General features: G+C 64.9%; 17 protein-coding genes. 9 read left to right on the top strand and 8 right to left on the bottom strand.

The features are described 5' to 3' along the window. Nucleotides 1-6: 6 nt before the first annotated feature. The gene (locus tag IVA92_RS07055) at nucleotides 7-933 is read right to left on the bottom strand and encodes a methyltransferase domain-containing protein (RefSeq protein WP_247281787.1); all 927 of its coding nucleotides are present in this window, start codon (nucleotides 931-933) and stop codon (nucleotides 7-9) included. Nucleotides 934-1,132: 199 nt separating this feature from the next. Here IVA92_RS07055 and IVA92_RS07050 point away from each other — a divergent pair, with 199 nt between their 5' ends. The 5 genes from IVA92_RS07050 (at nucleotide 1,133) to IVA92_RS07030 (ending at nucleotide 6,699) form a co-directional block, all read left to right on the top strand. Next, nucleotides 1,133-2,170, top strand: coding sequence for a ligase-associated DNA damage response exonuclease (locus IVA92_RS07050; RefSeq protein WP_247282046.1), 1,038 nt, complete (start codon nucleotides 1,133-1,135; stop codon nucleotides 2,168-2,170). Continuing rightward, nucleotides 2,167-4,083 (top strand): cisplatin damage response ATP-dependent DNA ligase, encoded by a 1,917-nt coding sequence (locus IVA92_RS07045; RefSeq protein ID WP_247281788.1) that lies wholly within the window; start codon nucleotides 2,167-2,169, stop codon nucleotides 4,081-4,083. The genes IVA92_RS07050 and IVA92_RS07045 overlap by 4 nt, the downstream gene beginning before the upstream one ends. A 227-nt stretch (nucleotides 4,084-4,310) precedes the next feature. Beyond that, nucleotides 4,311-4,616, top strand: coding sequence for a DUF6460 domain-containing protein (locus tag IVA92_RS07040; RefSeq protein WP_247281789.1), 306 nt, complete (start codon nucleotides 4,311-4,313; stop codon nucleotides 4,614-4,616). Between the two features lie 21 nt (nucleotides 4,617-4,637). Further along, on the top strand, nucleotides 4,638-5,372 hold the full coding sequence (locus IVA92_RS07035) for an MBL fold metallo-hydrolase (RefSeq protein WP_247281790.1): 735 nt from the start codon (nucleotides 4,638-4,640) through the stop codon (nucleotides 5,370-5,372). A gap of 1 nt (nucleotide 5,373) precedes the next feature. Continuing rightward, a complete protein-coding gene (locus tag IVA92_RS07030; protein ID WP_247281791.1) occupies nucleotides 5,374-6,699 on the top strand; it encodes an MATE family efflux transporter in 1,326 nt (441 codons plus the stop codon). Between the two features lie 129 nt (nucleotides 6,700-6,828). Here the strand turns inward: IVA92_RS07030 and IVA92_RS07025 are convergent, their stop codons facing one another. Both IVA92_RS07025 and IVA92_RS07020 read right to left on the bottom strand, forming a co-directional pair. After that, entirely contained in the window at nucleotides 6,829-7,926 is a 1,098-nt protein-coding gene (locus tag IVA92_RS07025) for a quinone-dependent dihydroorotate dehydrogenase (protein ID WP_247281792.1), read from the bottom strand. Next, nucleotides 7,923-8,267 (bottom strand): DUF952 domain-containing protein, encoded by a 345-nt coding sequence (locus tag IVA92_RS07020; protein ID WP_247281793.1) that lies wholly within the window; start codon nucleotides 8,265-8,267, stop codon nucleotides 7,923-7,925. Before IVA92_RS07020 ends, IVA92_RS07025 begins: the two co-directional genes overlap by 4 nt. A 281-nt stretch (nucleotides 8,268-8,548) precedes the next feature. Here IVA92_RS07020 and IVA92_RS07015 point away from each other — a divergent pair, with 281 nt between their 5' ends. Continuing rightward, on the top strand, nucleotides 8,549-9,202 hold the full coding sequence (locus IVA92_RS07015; protein ID WP_247281794.1) for a helix-turn-helix transcriptional regulator: 654 nt from the start codon (nucleotides 8,549-8,551) through the stop codon (nucleotides 9,200-9,202). A 103-nt stretch (nucleotides 9,203-9,305) separates the two neighbouring features. Here the strand turns inward: IVA92_RS07015 and IVA92_RS07010 are convergent, their stop codons facing one another. The 5 genes from IVA92_RS07010 to IVA92_RS06990 all read right to left on the bottom strand — a co-directional run bounded on the left by IVA92_RS07010 (nucleotide 9,306) and on the right by IVA92_RS06990 (nucleotide 13,795). Continuing rightward, nucleotides 9,306-10,946, bottom strand: a complete 1,641-nt coding sequence (locus IVA92_RS07010; RefSeq protein ID WP_247281795.1) for a lysine--tRNA ligase — start codon at nucleotides 10,944-10,946, stop codon at nucleotides 9,306-9,308. Between the two features lie 192 nt (nucleotides 10,947-11,138). Then, entirely contained in the window at nucleotides 11,139-12,074 is a 936-nt protein-coding gene (locus IVA92_RS07005) for a transporter substrate-binding domain-containing protein (RefSeq protein WP_247281796.1), read from the bottom strand. Between the two features lie 247 nt (nucleotides 12,075-12,321). Beyond that, nucleotides 12,322-12,912: an SCO family protein gene (locus IVA92_RS07000; protein WP_247281797.1), complete on the bottom strand. Its 591-nt coding sequence runs from the start codon at nucleotides 12,910-12,912 to the stop codon at nucleotides 12,322-12,324. Between the two features lie 23 nt (nucleotides 12,913-12,935). After that, entirely contained in the window at nucleotides 12,936-13,130 is a 195-nt protein-coding gene (locus tag IVA92_RS06995) for a hypothetical protein (protein ID WP_346015479.1), read from the bottom strand. A gap of 194 nt (nucleotides 13,131-13,324) precedes the next feature. Further along, complete coding sequence (locus IVA92_RS06990; RefSeq protein ID WP_247281799.1) at nucleotides 13,325-13,795, bottom strand: hypothetical protein; 471 nt, start codon at nucleotides 13,793-13,795, stop codon at nucleotides 13,325-13,327. A gap of 265 nt (nucleotides 13,796-14,060) precedes the next feature. Between IVA92_RS06990 and IVA92_RS06985 the strand changes: the two genes are divergently transcribed. From IVA92_RS06985 to IVA92_RS06975, 3 genes are all read left to right on the top strand, one after another. Beyond that, nucleotides 14,061-15,719, top strand: coding sequence for an FAD-binding dehydrogenase (locus tag IVA92_RS06985; RefSeq protein WP_247281800.1), 1,659 nt, complete (start codon nucleotides 14,061-14,063; stop codon nucleotides 15,717-15,719). Between the two features lie 3 nt (nucleotides 15,720-15,722). Further along, nucleotides 15,723-16,640, top strand: coding sequence for a PHB depolymerase family esterase (locus IVA92_RS06980; protein ID WP_247281801.1), 918 nt, complete (start codon nucleotides 15,723-15,725; stop codon nucleotides 16,638-16,640). 131 nt (nucleotides 16,641-16,771) lie between these two features. Beyond that, nucleotides 16,772-17,122 carry a RidA family protein gene (locus IVA92_RS06975; protein ID WP_027575148.1) on the top strand — a complete coding sequence of 117 codons (351 nt, stop codon included), beginning with the start codon at nucleotides 16,772-16,774 and terminating at the stop codon, nucleotides 17,120-17,122. The last annotated feature ends 90 nt before the right edge of the window (nucleotides 17,123-17,212 follow it).

The raw sequence follows: 17,212 nt of genomic DNA, 5'->3' as shown, positions 1-17,212 counted from the left end.
CTAGACTCAAGTTTTCTCGGCAACGGCGACGAGGCCGCGCACCGGCTCGTTGTTCTCGTTGCGCGGCGAGGCCGGCTCCAGTGTCAGCAGCTTGAGCCCGGCTTTCGCGATGGCGGCGCGCACATATTCCGCGGAATGGGCGTAGCGCAGGCCTTCGCCGAGCACGATGCCGCTGCCGTCATGCGTCTCCAGCGTGAAGGCCAGCACGCCGCCGGCTGCGAGCACGCGCTTGGCCTCGGTGAGCACCGGCGCAAGATCAGAGAGATAGACGAAGGCATCCGCGGCAACCACGAGGTTCGCGCTCGCATCACTCTTGTCGCGCAGACCTTCGATCATGTCGGCGACTTCGAGCTCGGCATAGAGATTGGTGGCGCGCGCCTGCTTGATCATGCCGGGCGACAGATCGATGCCGACGAAATGATCGACCTGCTTGGCGAAGGCGGCGGCCGCGAGCCCGGTGCCGCAGCCGAGATCGATGGTGCGCTTGAAGAAGGCGGGCTTCTTGGCGGCCGCGCGTGAGGCCAGCACCGCCTTGAAGATCAGGCTCGGGGCGCGGTACCCGAGATCGTTGATCAGCGTGTGCTCGAAGCGCGGCGCATATTGATCGAACAGGGCCTGCACATAGGCCTTCGGCATCTCCGCCATCTCGGCATCACCGAGTCGCATCAGATGCAGGCCGGCGCCGTGCTGATCCTCGGGATCGGACCTGAGCGCTTCACGAAACGCCGCGATGGCCTTGTCGCGCTCGCCGAGCTGCTGACGGACTTCGCCGAGGGTGAACCAGGCCGAGGTGAAGTTCGGCGCGAGCTCGATCGCCTGCTCCAGCAGGTCCGCGGCCGCGGCCAGATCGCCCTTGAGTTGGAGGTCGCGCGCGAACTCGAAGCGGCGGTCGGCCATGAGATCGCCGGAGGTCAGGAACAGGCGCAGGGGCATAGGAACTCGGCTCGTCACTGCCGGGCTGACCCGGCAATCCATCAAAAAACGACTGTTTAAGTGCATGGATGCGCGGGTCAAGCCTCCGCCCATTGGCTTCGGCGGGCTTTTTACACCGCCGGGCCGGCGAAGCCTAACGGAGACGGCAAGCCCGCGCATGACAGGTGAATTCGGGGCGCCTGCCTCCTATATCGTCTCCATGCGCCCGCAAGACATCCTGCTGCCAGTTGCTGCCGGCCTGTGCTGCAAGCCCGGCGGCTTCCATATCGACCCCGTGCGCCCGGTTGAGCGGGCCGTGATCACCCACGGCCATTCCGATCATGCCCGCGCCGGCCATGGCGCAGTGCTGGCGACGCAGGAAACGCTGGACATGATGCGGCTGCGCTATGGCGAGCATTTTGCCGGCTTGACGCAAGCGATCCGCTATGGCGAGGAGATCCGGCTCGGCGACGTCACCGTCAAGTTTCACCCGGCCGGACACGTCTTGGGCTCGGCGCAGATTGCGGTGAGCTGCAAAGACACCTGCATCGTCGCCTCCGGCGATTACAAGGACGCACCCGATCCGACCTGCACGCCGTTCGAGCTCGTGCCCTGCGACGTTTTCATTACCGAGGCGACCTTCGGGCTGCCGGTATTCCGTCATGGCGATGCCGCCGACGAGGTGAAGAAGTTGCTCGCCTCCGTCGCCCTCTTTCCGGAGCGCGCGCATCTCGTCGGCGCCTATTCGCTTGGCAAGGCCCAGCGCGTGATCGCACTCTTGCGCCAGGCCGGCTACGACGCGCCGATCTACCTGCATGGTGCGATGGAGACGATCACGCATTACTATCAGATCCGCGGCATCGAACTCGGCGAGCTCAGGCCCGCGAAAGGCGTGAAGAAAGCGGCGCTCGCCGGCACGATTACGCTGGCACCGCCGTCGGCAACATCCGATCTCTGGACACGGCGCTTCCCCGATCCTCTCACCGCCTTCGCCTCCGGGTGGATGCGCGTGCGCGCCCGAGCGCGGCAGCGCGGCGTCGAGCTGCCGCTGGTGATCTCCGACCATGCCGACTGGGATGGCCTCACCGCCACGATCGGTGCGACAGGTGCCGGCGAGATCTGGGTCACCCACGGCCAGGAAGACGCGCTGGTGCATTGGTGCCAAAGCAAGGGCTTGAAGGCGCGGCCGCTTGATCTCGTCGGCTATGGCGACGAGGAGGAGAGCGAGACGCCAATTGAGGGCGAGGCGGAGGCATGAACCGCTTCGCCGAGCTTCTGGACCGTCTCGCCTACGAGCCCGGCCGCAACAACAAGCTGCGGCTGATCACCGGCTATTTCCGCGAGGTCGGCGATCCCGACCGCGGCTACGCGCTGGCCGCGCTGACCGGCGCGCTGAGCTTCAAGCACGCCAAGCCGGCCCTGATCCGCGATCTCATCGCCGCGCGCACCGACCCGGTGCTGTTCGGGTTGAGCTACGATTATGTCGGCGATCTCTCGGAGACGGTGGCGCTGATGTGGCCAAAGCAGGCGCATGGTAATAACGAATCCTTTCCGGGCTACCCCTCTCCCCAGCCCTCCCCCACATCCGCCTTCGCTCTTCGAGCTTCGACGGACGAGAGGGGGGAGGGAGCGCAGCGGAGTACTGCGCAATCACCTGATGCTTCAGTAACCATCGCAAAACAGTCCAAGCGTGAGGGACACACGAGCCTCACCGTTCCCTCCCCCCTTGTGGGGGAGGGTCAGGAAGGGGGGTACCGCGGGCGCGATACCAATGTGTCCTCTCACCCAAGCAACCACAACAGCCCGCCACCCCCATCCCTCACCGAAGTCGTCACCACACTGCGAACGCTCGGCAAGACCGAGCTGCCAAGGCAACTCGAACGCTGGCTTGACGAGCTCGATGAGACCGGCCGCTGGGCGCTGCTGAAGCTCGTCACCGGTGGGCTTCGCATCGGCATCTCCGCGCGTCTTGCCAAGACCGCGGTAGCGGCGCTCGGCGACAAGGATCCGCACGAGATCGAGCTGATCTGGCCGGGGCTCGCCCCGCCGTATCTCGACCTCTTCGCGTGGCTCGAGGGGCGCGCCGAAAAGCCCGTCAATCGCGATCCGGCGCCGTTTCGGCCCGTGATGTTGGCGCATGCGATCGAGGACATGGATTTCGCCGCACTCGATCCCGCCGATTACATCGCCGAATGGAAATGGGACGGCATCCGCGTGCAGGCGGTGGCAGGGCGCGATGATCGCGGCCACATCACGGCGCGGCTCTACTCGCGCACCGGCGAGGACATCACGGGAAGCTTTCCCGACCTCGTGCCGGCGCTGCGCTTGCCCGGCGCCATCGACGGCGAGCTGCTGATCCTGCGTGAGGGCCGCGTGCAGAGTTTCAACGTCCTGCAACAGCGGCTGAACCGCAAGGTGGTCTCGCCGAAGCTGATCAAGGAATTTCCGATCCACTTGCGCGCCTACGATTTGCTGGGCGACGACGAGAACGATCTGCGCGAGCTGCCGTTCGCGGAACGGCGTGAGCGGCTGGAGACCTTCATCGCAAAGCTTGACGATCCCCGCATCGACCTGTCGCCCACCATCCCGTTCGCAAGCTGGGAGGCGCTGACCGCTGCGCGCGCCGATCCTGCCAGCGCCGGTGCGGGCGAAGATGCGGACGCGGTCGAAGGCGTGATGCTGAAGCGGCGCGATGCGCCCTATATGCCGGGGCGGCCGAAGGGACAATGGTGGAAGTGGAAGCGCGACCCGCACATCATCGATGCCGTGCTGATGTACGCGCAGCGCGGTCATGGCAAGCGCTCGTCTTATTATTCCGACTACACGTTTGGCGTCTGGACCGCAGGCGATGGCGGCGACGAGTTGGTGCCGGTCGGGAAAGCCTATTTCGGCTTCACCGACGAGGAGCTGTTGCAGATCGACCGCTTCGTCCGCCGCAACACCACCGAGAAATTCGGCCCCGTCCGCCATGTCGTGCACGAGCCGGACAAGGGGCTGGTGCTGGAGGTCGCTTTCGAAGGGCTCCAGCGCTCGCCGCGACACAAATCCGGCGTCGCCATGCGTTTTCCCCGCATTAGCCGCTTGCGCTGGGACAAGCCGCCGCGCGAGGCCGATCGGCTGGAAACGCTGGAAAGGATGCTGAAGGCGGAGGCGGCGGAGATCGAGGCGTGAAAGCGCGCTGAGTCGAGGCTCGTTTCTCGCCCAGGCAGAGGTGCGCTCCCTCTCCCGCAAGCGGGAGAGGTTTGCACCGCGCCCGCGGCGGGCGGCGCGCCCAAATCGTGGCCCTGGCGCTGCCCGAATTAAAATGCGGTAAGCTGATTGACGCACCGTTGCGGGTTCCCCATGTGCCCCGCGGTGACCTATAATCGGGGCGAATCCCCGTTGAGGAGTTTCTTGCGATGGCCCACGACGTCAGAGATTTGCCGGCTGGCCGCAGCGATGGCCTGAACCGCTTTCTCGGCGGCACGCCGCTGGCGGTCGCGTTTCGGCTGGTCCTGCTCTCGATCCTGGTCGGCGTCGTGCTGGCCGCGATCGGCTTCGATCCCTGGAATATCATCTACAGCATCCGCCTGTTATTCCAGCGGCTGTGGGATCTCGGCTTCGATGCCGTGAACTGGCTGTGGCGCTACTTCCTGCTGGGCGCGGTCATCGTTATTCCGATCTGGCTGCTGTCGCGCGTGTTCGGCGCGCCGCGCGGCAGGTAAGGATTTAGGGGCCCGCAGCCGATGCAACTACGCTTTGTCGGCTGCGGTGACGCCTTCGGCTCCGGTGGCAGGCTCAACACCTGCTTCCACATCTCGGGGCGCGAGACCAATTTCCTGATCGATTGCGGCGCGTCGGCTCTGCCGGCCCTGAAACGGCTGGAGATCGAGCGCAATGACATCGATCTCATTCTCATCACACATTTCCACGGCGATCATTTCGCCGGGCTGCCATTCTTCCTGCTCGACGCCCAATTCTCGCGGCGGACGCGGCCGCTGACGATTGCGGGCCCGCAAGGCATCGAGATGCGACTAACGCAGGTGATGGAAGCGCTGTTCGAGCACTCCTCGAAGACAAAACAAGGTTTCGAGCTCTCCGTCGTCGAACTCGCGCCTCAGCAAAGCCAGAGCTTCGACGCAGTGACAGTGACGCCCTACCCGGTCGTGCACGGCCAATCCGGCGGGCCATTCCTGGCCTATCGCGTCGAGGCTGAGGGCCGCACGCTCGCCTACAGCGCCGATACCGAATGGACGGAGACGCTCATTCCGCTGGCGCATGGCGCGGATCTTTTCATTGCCGAAGCCTATATGTACGAGAAGGCGGTCAAGAACCATCTCAGCCTGAAGACCTTGGAACAGCATCTGCCCGCGATCGGCGCAAAGCGCCTCGTCCTCACCCATATGAGCGAGGACATGCTGTCGCGCCTGGACGACATCGAGCATCTCGCCGCCGAAGACGGCATGGCGCTCGTGTTCTGACATGCACGCGCCCGTTCATCCCAGGATCGGTTCCCGCCAGGTGTTCGCCATCGCCGGGCCTGCGATGGTCGCGAACCTCACCACGCCGCTGATCGGCGTGGTCTCGACCACAGCGATCGGACGGCTCGACGATGCGGCGCTGCTCGGCGGCGTCGCGATCGCGTCAGTGATTTTCGACTGCCTGTTCTGGCTGTTCGGCTTCCTGCGCATGAGCACGCTCGCCTTCACCGCGCAATCGCTGGGCGCTGGTGATACGCGCGAGCCGACCGCGATCCTGGCGCGCGGTTTCATCGTTGCTGGCCTGATCGGCGCCGCGCTGATCGCACTGCAACTGCCGCTCGCCGCGATGCTGTTCGACCTCATGGGCGGCAGCGAGGGCGTGACGCAGGCCGCGAAGACGTACTTCAAGATCCGGATCTGGTCGTCGCCGTTCGCGCTCGCCAACTACGTCATCCTCGGCTGGCTGATCGGCCAGGCCCGCGCCAATTCGGCTCTGTTGCTTCAGGTCGTCATCAACCTCGTCAACATGGCGGCGACGATCCTGCTGGTGCTGGTCTACGACACCGGCATCGCCGGCGCCGCGAGCGCCGCGCTGTTGTCGGAAGCCGTCGGGTTCGCCCTTGGCGTGATCGTCTGCCGCTATTATGCCGGCGGCGGCTTCGCCGTCCCGTACGCTACGCTGCTCGACCGCGAGAAGCTCCTGCGGATGCTGGCGGTGAATTCGGACATCCTGATCCGCACCGCGGCGCTGATCGCCGTGTTCCTGTTCTTCACCGCCAAGGGCGCACAGGCCGGCGACGTCATGCTGGCCGCCAACTCCGTGCTCAACAACTTCCTGCTGGTCAGCGCCTTCTTCCTCGACGGTCTCGCCAACGCGGCCCAGCAGCTCTGCGGCCGCAGCCTTGGCGCACGCGATGCCAAGGGATTTGCCGATTCGACCCGGCTGGTGCTGCTGTGGGGACTCGGCTTTGCAATCGTCGTCGCGGTGCTGTTTGCGCTGTTCGGGCCGGCCCTGATCGATTTCATGACGGCGAGCGAAGACGTCCGCCGTACCGCGCGCGACTTCCTGCCGTTCGTTGTACTCGCGCCCCTACCCGGCGTCTTCGCCTTCGGCTTCGACGGCATCTACATCGGCGCGACCTGGGCGCGCGAGATGCGCAATTTGATGCTGGCCTCGCTCGCGATCTTCCTCGGCACCTGGTGGGCGCTGCAATCGTTCGGCAATGCCGGACTGTGGAGCGCCCTGCTGGCCTCCTACGTCTCGCGCGGCGGCTTGCAGGCCGCGCGCTATCCGGCGCAGTTCAGGGCGACGTTTTCGAAGCCGTAGAAAGATCGTACCCGAGATGTTCGTGTCCCGGACGCGCTGCAGCGTGAAACGCTGCTGCGCAGAGCCGGGACCCCGTGGCTTGTGGGCCCCGATCAGCACCGCACCGCCCAAGGCGGCGCGGAGTCCACCTTACATCCCCGGCCAATCTTCCGCCGTGAGCGTCGCCGCATCCGCGCCGACGATCTCGGAGAGCGAATCCCGCCCGGTGCGGAGCAGCGTCGAGGTCAGGTCGCGCTTGATCTCGTCGACGAGGCCGAGTCCTTTGTAGACCAGCGACGAATAGAGCTGGATCAAGCTGGCACCGGCGCGGATCTTGGTCAGCGCGGCCCCGCCCGAATCGACGCCACCAACGCCGATCAGGGGAAATGCGCCCTCGACGCGCACATAGGTCTCCGCGACCATGCGCGTCGACAGGCGGAATAGTGGTCGTCCGGACAGACCGCCCTGCTCCCTGGCGCGCATCTCCTCGCGCAGCGTGGTCGGTCGCGCGATCGTCGTGTTCGACACGATCATGCCGTCGACCCGGCGCGAGCGCGCCACCTGCACGACATCGTCGAGCTGAGCAAGGCTGAGATCAGGCGCGATCTTGAGCAGCACCGGCGTGTCGCCCGCCTTCTGGCGCACCCGTTCCCGCGCGTCGATCACGCGTGCGAGAAGATCGTCGAGCAGTGCGCCTTCCTGCAAATTGCGCAGACCCGGTGTGTTCGGGGAGGAGACGTTGACGGTGAAATAGCTCGCAACCGGCGCAAAGGTCTCGATCAGCTTGACGTAGTCGCCGACGCGATCGGGTGAATCCTTGTTGGCGCCGACATTGACGCCGACGATGCCGCCGTGCGCTGCGCGCGCCGCGAGCCGGCGCAAGGCGACGTCCGCGCCGTCATTGTTGAAGCCCATGCGGTTGATGACGGCCTCGTCGCGCTCCAGCCGGAACAGCCGCGGCCGCGGGTTGCCGCTTTGCGGCTTCGGCGTCACCGAGCCGATCTCGACGAAGCCGAAGCCGAGCCGCAGCAACGCATCCGGCACCTCGGCGCTTTTGTCGAAGCCCGCGGCCATGCCGATCGGATTGGGGAAGTTGAGCCCGAAGGCGCGCACCGCGAGCTTGGGATCATCAAGGCGCGGCTTGACGGGTGGCAAGAAGCGCAGACCCTGGATCGCGAGCCGATGCGCATCCTCCGGGTCGAGCCAGCGCAGCACCGGCAGCGAAAACGCGTCGAAAGCGCGGATCACGGGGCAAGCTCCGGAACATCGTGACCGCCGTCGGAACGCAAGTTGAGGTTCATCACAGCGATCACCGCGCCGAGATCGAGCTCGCCATAAAGGTGCGGAAACAGCTCGTCATTGCGCGATCGCTCCCAGCGCAATTCGCTGCCGAGCGCATCGCCGTCGACCTCCACCAGGAACAGCGCGCGCTGCCCGACATAGTGCTTGCGCAGGGTCTCGGGAACCTGGGTGGCGGTCGAGAAATGGATGAAACCGTCGCGCGCATCGTCCGCGCTGCCACGGTAGACACCCTGCCGTTCCGCCTCGCGCCAGGCCGAGGCCGGACAGATTTTGTAGATCTTGACCACCGCTACCGCAGTCCTGTTTGCTCTTTGAGTTTTTTGGGATTTTTCGTCTCTCGCGGGTCCTCAAAACCCGGCCGCGACCGTAAAGGCGGCCCCTTCTGAACTCAAGACCTAGAGCCTTTCCGTTCCGATGAAATCGGAACGGGCCTCTAGACTCTTGTTTTGACGCGTTTTCTTGACGCGAACCGGTGCCCACTTGGCTTGAAAAAGCTTCTGCCCACCACCCCTTGCGCGAAAAACGGAAAACCGGTTTGATTTGAGGACAGTTTTCCTGAGTTGCTTCGATGGTCAAACAGGCCAAAGCGCAGAGGATGCTGACTCACGACCAGATCTGGGTCGCGCTGGATCGGCTGGCGGCGCGCGCCGGGCTTTCGCCATCCGGCCTTGCCAAGCGCGCGGGGCTCGATCCCACCACCTTCAACAGGTCCAAACGCGTCACCTCCGACGGCCGCGAGCGTTGGCCCTCGACGGAATCGATCGCGAAGGCGTTGGCGGCGGCCGGCGCCTCGATTGACAGCTTTGCCAGGCTGATCGACGAGGACGCCGGCGAGCCTCACTCGGTGCCGCTGCTCAGCTTCGCACTCGCCGGTGCGAGCGGCGCTTTCGACGAATCGGGCCTTCCATCCGGCAAGGGCTGGACCGAAATCGCGCTTCCCACCGCCGAGAACGGCCACGCCTTTGCGCTGGAGATTTCCGGCGATGCGCTCCAACCAGCCTATCGCGACGGCGACGTCATCCTGGTCTCGCGCGGCACGCCGATCCGCAAAGGCGATCGCGTGGTGGTGAGGACCAAAGCGGGCGAGATGGCGGTCGCGACGCTGAAGCGCCGCACGGCAAAGGCGCTGGACTTGCAGCCGTTCGATGCATCACAGGCGGAGCGGGCGATCGCGGTGAGTGATGTCGCCTGGATGGCGCGGATCGTCTGGGCGAGCCAGTGATTGCGCCCCGCCTGGCGTGGTGAACCAGGCGATGACATCACCCGCGCCGCGCGTTTCGCCGTGGCCCTCGGCAAGGTCAAGTACAAGCAATCGGGACTACGTCCTACGCACTCCGCGCCAGCGCGCCGTCGATCATGTTGACCGCGTTCTGGATGCCGTAGACCGCGACGAAGGAGCCGAAGCGCGGGCCCTTCTCCTGACCGAGCAGCACCTGGTAAAGCATGTTGAACCAGTCGAGCGTGACGCCGGGACGGCCGTCCTTGCCCTTCTTGACCTGATCGAGGAACGGCTCGCGGCGGCCGACCTCGTAGACGACGTTCTGAATGTCCTCGGCCGAGGCGTCCTCCGGCAGTTGCGACAGCGCATCGCGCAGGTCCTGTAGCGCGGCACGCTCGCTATCAGTCGGCTCGCGAAATTGCTTCGTGGGCGCGACGAAGTCGCGGTAGTAGTTGATGGCATAGCCGACCATGGCATCGAGCTTCGGATGCGTCTGCGGGCTCACGCCGGGACGGTAGCGGCCAATAAAACCCCACAAGGTCTCGGCATTCTCCGCGTTCGACGACGACACCAGCGTCAAGAGGAGCTGGAAGGTGACGGGCATGTCGCCTTTCGGCGGATGGCCGTTATGAATGTGCCAGACCGGATTGCCGAGCTGCTGCTTGGCATCCTGCTTGGCAAAGCCGTCGATGAATTGCTGGTAATCGTCGACATTGCGCGGGATGACGTCGAAATAGAGCCGCTTGGCCGCCTTCGGCTCACGGTACATGAACAGCGACAGCGATTCCGGCGAGGCGTAGCGTAGCCATTCGTCTATGGTGAGGCCGTTGCCCTTCGACTTCGAGATCTTCTGGCCCTTCTCGTCGAGGAACAGCTCGTAGTTGAAGCCTTCCGGCGGCGTGGCGCCAAGCGCCCTGGCAATCGCGCCGGACAGCTTCACGGAGTCGATGAGGTCCTTGCCGGCCATCTCGTAGTCGACGCCGAGCGCGACCCAGCGCATCGCCCAATCGGCCTTCCACTGACACTTGACGTTGCCGCCGGTGACCGGCGTTTCGACTTCCTGGTTGGTGTCAGGATCGACATAGGTCACCGTGCCGGCCGCGACATCGCGCCGGATCATCGGCACTTGCAGCACCACGCCTGTCGTCTTGCTGATCGGCAGGAATGGCGAATAGGTGGCGCGGCGGTCGGGCCCGAGCGTCGGCAGGATGATCGCCATGATCTTGTCGTAGGCGGCCAGCATCTTAAGCAACGTCGCATCGAAGCGGCCCGATGTGTAGTAATCGGTCGAGCTCGCGAACTCGTAGTCGAAACCGAAATGGTCGAGGAAGGCGCGCAGGCGCGCATTGTTGTGCGCACCAAAGCTGTCATGCGTGCCGAAGGGATCGGGGACGCGCGTGAGCGGCTTGCCGAGATTGGCTTCCAGCGGCGCCCGGTTCTGCACGTTGTCAGGCACCTTGCGCAGGCCATCCATGTCGTCGGAGAAGGCGAGCAGGCGCGTCTTGATCTTGTCCTCGGTCAGCACGCGGAAAGCATGGCGCACCATCGAGGTGCGCGCGACCTCGCCGAACGTGCCGATATGCGGCAAGCCGGAGGGACCGTAGCCGGTCTCGAACAGCACCTCGTCCTTCGGGCTTTTCTTCAGCCGCGCGACGATCGCCTTCGCCTGCTCAAACGGCCAGGCGTTGGATTGTTCGGCGAGCGCACGCAGGTCGCTCGGGCTCGCGGCAAGATCGATAACGGACATCGGGGCCTCCGGGCCGCGGAAAATAGCGATTTCCGGGCAGAATGCAATTTTGTGGGCGAGTGTCAGACCCTCACCCTGAGGAGCGCGCTGTTCGCGCGCGTCTCGAAGGGCGAGGCCATCAGTGGGGCCTTCATCCTTCGAGAGGCTTGCTACGCAAGCCCTCAGGATGAGGATCTGAGAGCAGCGAAGAACCTAAAACGGGCTCACCGAAAAATACCGCAGCCACAGATCGGTGTAGCGGCCTTTTTCCCAGACGCGGAACAGGGCCCAGTTCAGGGCCTGGCGCAGCACGTCGTTGCCCTTGCGCACGGCGATGCCGATGCCCTCGCCGAAGAAGCGGCTCTCGACGAAGGGGCCGCCGGAGAAAGCGCAGCAATCGCCGGAATCGGTGCCGTTGATCCAGAACGCGAGCGAGATGGCGTCGCCGAAGATGAAATCGACCTCGCCCTTGCGTAAAGCGCTGCGGAGCGCATCGTCATTGGGATAGGCGTGCAGTTCGGCGTCGGTGAACATCGCCTTGAGATAAGCTTCGTGCGCGGAGCCGGCGATGACGCCGACCTTCTTGCCTTCGAGATATTCGGGCCGGATTTCCGGCATCACCGCGTCCTTGCGCGAGACGAAACGCGCCGGCACCCGGTAATAGGGATCGGTGAAATCGACGCGGGCGCGGAGCTGCGGGCTTACCGCCATCGAGGCGATAATGGCATCGCCGCGGTTGGAGGTGAGCGCGTCGACCAGCGTCTCGAAGCGGCGCATCTGCACCGTGCAGGTCACCTTGATCTCGTCGCACAATGCGCGGGCGAGGTCGACGTTGAAGCCGGCCGGATTGCCGTCGGCGCCGGTGAAGTTGAACGGCGGATAGTCGGTCTCGGTCAGGAAACGGATCACGGTCAGGCGTGACAGGTCCGGCCGCTCCGGACGGCGCCGCGGATCCCAAAAACCGGGCACGGCCTGGGGGGCGGCCTGGGGCACGGTTTGCGGCGTGGCCGGGGGCGCAGTGGGCGGCCGCTTGGCTGGTGTCTGGGCATTCGCGCCGGATAGGCCCGCGAGCAGGCACCCGCCGATGGCCAGCCGGCGCAGCAAGCTACGGGCAGATTTCGACGATTTCGCCTGTTGCGATGGTGCCATCGGCCGGAAATGAACTGATATCGGTGGGATCGGAGGGCCTTATAGACCATTCGGCCCGGAACGCGAGCGCTGAATGCGGACAAGGTGACGGTGCGCTCCCTCCCCCCGTGCCGGGGGGGAAGGCGGAGGAGAGGGTGTTTCAACAACCAAGAAATCCCTCGGAGCAAAGAGCTATCACCCCCGCCTCCGCTGCACCTCTCCCGCAGGCCAGGTAGGAGGGTGAGCTCGCGGTGCGATCGCGCTCTTCTTAGAGATACCGCTTCAGCTCTGCCGCCGCCTCGTCCGGCGTCCGCTTCAAATTGAACGGCGAGACGAAGCGGCCGTCGCGGTCCATCAGATAGATCAGCGCGGTGTGGTCCATGGTGTAGTCGCCGTCCTTGGTCGGGACCTTCTTGGCGTAGACACGGTAGGACGTGATCACCTTGGCGATCTCGGCGGGATCGCCGGAGAGGCCCTCGAGATGCGGATCGAAGCTCGACAGATAGTCCTTCATCGCCGCCGGCGTGTCGCGCTCGGGGTCGACCGAGATGAAGATGGCATTGACCTTGTCGGCATCCTTGCCCATCGCGCGCAGCACTTCCGAGATCTCGAACAGCGAGGTCGGGCAGACGTCGGGGCAATGGGTGTAGCCGAAGAAGATCAGGGTCGGCTTGCCCTTCAGGTTCTTGTCGGTGACGGTCTTGCCGTTCTGATCGGTGAGCTGGAACGGACCGCCGATCGTGGCCGGCTGCGCCACCTTGCTCATCCCGCCCATGGCCCAGAACATGATCAGGAGCCCGACAATGAGGCTTGCGGCGAAGGCGGTTGCGATCACCAGCGGACGGGCGATGGAGCTCATTGGCGGAACACTTCCTGTCGAGATCAGAAGCAGGCGGTGAAACCGGTCCTGATCATTTCGAAGAACACCTGGGTGCCGTAGTGAAACCAGAGCGTGAGGGCGGCGACCACGACGAGCGCGCCGAGACCCGCGCCCACCCACAGCAGCACGGACGGCATCCGGCCGGCATTGGGCGAATTGTCCGATACTGGATGGGCCGGGTGCAGTGGTTGAACCATGGTCATGATCGGGGCGAAGGGTTCCCTGCCTTTCAAATAGGCGCTGACGCGGGACCCGGCAAGCGCAGGGGTGGGGCAGAGATCACGATAAGCGTGTAGCAGCGCGAGCTTGTCGCAGGGTCGCCACTCCCGCAAGCCAAGCGGGAGAGCACCTCAATCGTGGTGCAAGTTTGCCAAAACCGGAGGGGTTGGGCCTACCTTGATGATGGCTTGTTGGTCGAGGCTTGCGCGTCCAGGTAGCAGGGCTTGTACATGGCCTGGAGCTGTTTGCCCCTCAGGAAGAGCATGTGCGGGGTGAGGCCGCCGCGCTGCGCGATCCAGCGCTTCACCTGCGAGGGATACATCGCATAGAGCATCTGGGTAGCTTCTGGATTGGTGATGGCGCGGCCGTTGCTGCCGAAATCCCACGCCGCATGGAAGCCGAGCGTTGCGTGCGAGGTCACGCAGATCCGGTCGCGTGGGATGGCGCCGAGCACGATGGTGCAGGCGGACGCGCAGAGGCCGTCGATGATGACGGTTTCGCCTGATTGCCGCAGGCCCTGGTATTTGTCGACGTAGGTTCCGATCCTGCCGCCGCGGTCATCCGCAATTCGAACCACCGCGTGAGAAGCCCCCATGCCGGCGATCAGCAGAATCGCCGCAAGCAACCCCGTCAGAACCTTCATTGTCCCCCGCCCCAGTCGTATTCGAATCTGCGTGTCAGGTGGTGATGCACGGCTAGCGTCGGTCGAGTCTGCGGTTTTGTCTAGGCACGCCGGCTTGCTCAAAACAAATTCAAATCCAGTGTTGCGTCCGCGCTGCACTCGGCTGGTCTCTATCCCAAAGTGGAACAAGTTAATGATGTCTTACCGGCCACACCCTTGATCTCAGTTGCAACCGCTGGCTTCAATCCGGACAACTACAGGGGGGAACCCGAGGAGGGGGAGACACATGATTGAAGAGACGGACGTCATCGTCGTCGGCGCCGGACTATCCGGACTGGTGGCCGCAACGGAGATTGCGGACGCGGGCAAGCGCGTCATCGTGGTCGACCAGGAGGGCGAACAGTCGCTCGGCGGCCAGGCGTTCTGGTCGTTCGGCGGGTTGTTCCTGGTCGATTCGCCGGAGCAGCGCCGACTTGGCATCAAGGACTCCTACGAGCTCGCGCTCCAGGACTGGATCGGCGCCGCCGGCTTCGACCGCGACGAGGACTTCTGGCCGCGGCAATGGGCCGAGGCCTATGTGGGGTTCGCGGCCGGCGAGAAGCGCGGCTGGCTGCGGGCGATGGGCCATCGCATCTTCCCCGTGGTGGGCTGGGCCGAGCGCGGCGGCTACGATGCAATGGGCCATGGTAATTCGGTGCCGCGCTTCCACGTCACTTGGGGCACCGGCCCCGGCATCGTCGAACCATTCGAGCGCCGCGCGCGCGAAGCCGCCCAAAGCGCCCGGCTGAGCTTTCGGTTCCGCCATCGCGTCGATGCGCTCTCCATCACCAACGGCACGGTGGATGGCGTCAGCGGCGCCGTTCTCGCCCCCGATACGATCGAGCGGGGCAAGAGCTCGTCACGCAACGCCGTCGGCGAGTTCTCGCTGAAGGCGCAAGCGGTGATCGTCGCCTCCGGCGGCATCGGCGGCAATCATGAGCTGGTGCGGCAGAACTGGCCGAAGCGGCTCGGCGAGCCGCCGAAATTCATGATCTCGGGCGTGCCCGAGCATGTCGACGGCCGCATGATCGGCATCACGGAGAAGGCTGGCGCGCGGCTGATCAATCGCGACCGCATGTGGCATTACGTCGAGGGCATCCAGAACTGGTCACCCATCTGGCCGCGCCACGGCATCCGCATCCTGCCCGGCCCGTCCTCGATGTGGTTCGACGCCACGGGCACGCGGCTGCCGGCGCCGCTATTCCCGGGCTCCGACACGCTCGGCCAGCTCAAATACATCATGTCGACGGGCTATGATTATTCCTGGTTCATCCTGACGCAGAGCATCATCAACAAGGAATTTGCGCTGTCGGGCTCGGAGCAGAACCCCGACCTCACCGGCAAGAGCTGGCGCATGACCTTGCGCCGCGCCACCAACAAAGGCGCGCCGGGGCCGGTGGAGGCGTTCAAAAGCCACGGTGTCGACTTCATCGTGCGCGACAAGCTCGATGAGCTCGTTGCGGCCATGAACGAGCTTGCCGGCAGCGACCTCGTCAGGCTCGAGCACATCAGGATGCAGATCGAAGCGCGCGACCGAGAGATCGCCAATCCTTACGTCAAGGATGCGCAGGTGATGAACATCCACAATGCGCGCCGCTATATCGGCGACAAGCTGATCCGCACCGCCTCCCCGCACAGAATTCTGGATCCCGCGCATGGACCGCTGATCGCGGTGAAGCTCAACATCCTCACCCGCAAGACGCTGGGCGGCTTCGAGACCGATCTCGAGTCGCGCGTGTTCGGTGAGGACGGCAGCGTCATTCCCGGCCTTTATGCGGTCGGCGAAGCCGCCGGCTTCGGCGGCGGCGGCGTGCACGGCTACCGCTCGCTGGAGGGCACCTTCCTCGGCGGCTGCCTGTTCTCCGGGCGCAATGCCGGCCGCTCCGCGGCGAAGGCGGTGGGCTAGATCATGCGGCGGTGGATGCATATCGGGGCGTTCCTCGTGGCCCTCACCGCCGTCACGGCGGCGTCTGCCGATACGGTTGACGTCAACGGCGTGAAGCGCTCCTACACCGCGCAGCTGCCGGCGAAAAAGCCTGCGCCGCTAGTCGTCGTGTTGCATGGCAAGACCCAGCGCGGTGCCGACATGGTCGCGCGGACGGCGTGGCCGCAGCTTGCCAGGCGCGAGGGCCTCGCCGTTGTCTTTCCGGACGGACTCAACCACGCCTGGGCCGATGCGAGGACCAAGGCGGGACCCGCGCTCCGCGGTCCACCCGAGGGCACCGATGACGTCGCGTTCATCGCAAAACTTATCGAGAAGCTGGTGGCCGACGGCACCGCCGATGCAAAGCGTGTCTACGTGACCGGCATCTCCAACGGCGGCGCCATGGCGATGACGCTGGCTTGCGCCCGCGCCGATCTGCTCGCGGCAGCTGCGAGCGTGATCATGAATCTCACCGACGAGGCTGCTGTCACGTGCCATCCGTCCCGGCCGCTGCCGATTCTGATCATGAACGGCACGGCCGACCCGCTGGTGCCCTATGAAGGTGGACGCGGATCGGGCTATTATGCCGCAGACGGGTTCTGGTCGACCGACGAGACGCTGGCGTTCTGGCGCAAGCTCAATGGCTGCGACGCGGATGAGTTGACCGAAGCCGACCTGCCCGACAGAAGTCCCACCGACCAATCCACCGTGACGCGGATTTCCTCACGTTGCCCGGCCGGACACGACGTCGTGCTCTATCGCGTCAATCGAGGCGGCCATCGCATGCCCGGATTTGCACCTGACGCGCGTTTCCCGAAGGTCGCGACCGGCCTGCTCGGGCCACAGAACAGTGACATCGACGGCGCCGAGACGATCTGGGCTTTCTTCAGCCAGTTTCGCTGAGCGGCGCATCGCCGCAGGCAGCGCATGCGTGTCTGGCAAGGCATGCGCGCCTGGCAACGCATGCGTGCCTGGGCTGGCACAGCGCGAATCGCTGGGCTAGACAGGGCCGCCCTTCCACCAGGAGATCCCAAATGAGCATTCAGCGTTTTGAAACCGGCCCGCGCATGAGCCAGGTCGTCGTGCACGGCAACACCGTCTATCTCGCCGGTGTCGTCGCGAACAAGGCTGCCGGCGAAAGCGTGACGAAGCAGACCCAGGACATCCTGGCGACCATCGACGGCCACCTCGCCAAGGCCGGCACCGACAAATCGAAGCTGCTCTCGGCCACGATCTACATCACCGACATGAAAACGTTCGGCGAGATGAACGCGGTGTGGGACGCCTGGGTCTCGCCTGGCAACACGCCGGCCCGCGCCACCGTCGAAGCCAAGCTGGCGGCGCCGCAATACACCGTAGAGATCATGGTGACCGCGGCGAAGTGACGCCTGCATGAGATTATGCGTGCGCCGATGACCTCCGAGGTAATCGATCGGCGCGCGCATTCCTTCGATAGTTACGGTCAGCCAACACGG

Source organism: Bradyrhizobium sp. 154, from assembly GCF_023073875.1.
In the GTDB taxonomy this organism is placed as follows: Bacteria; Pseudomonadota; Alphaproteobacteria; order Rhizobiales; family Xanthobacteraceae; genus Bradyrhizobium.
This window is presented reverse-complemented; position numbering and strand designations above follow the sequence as displayed.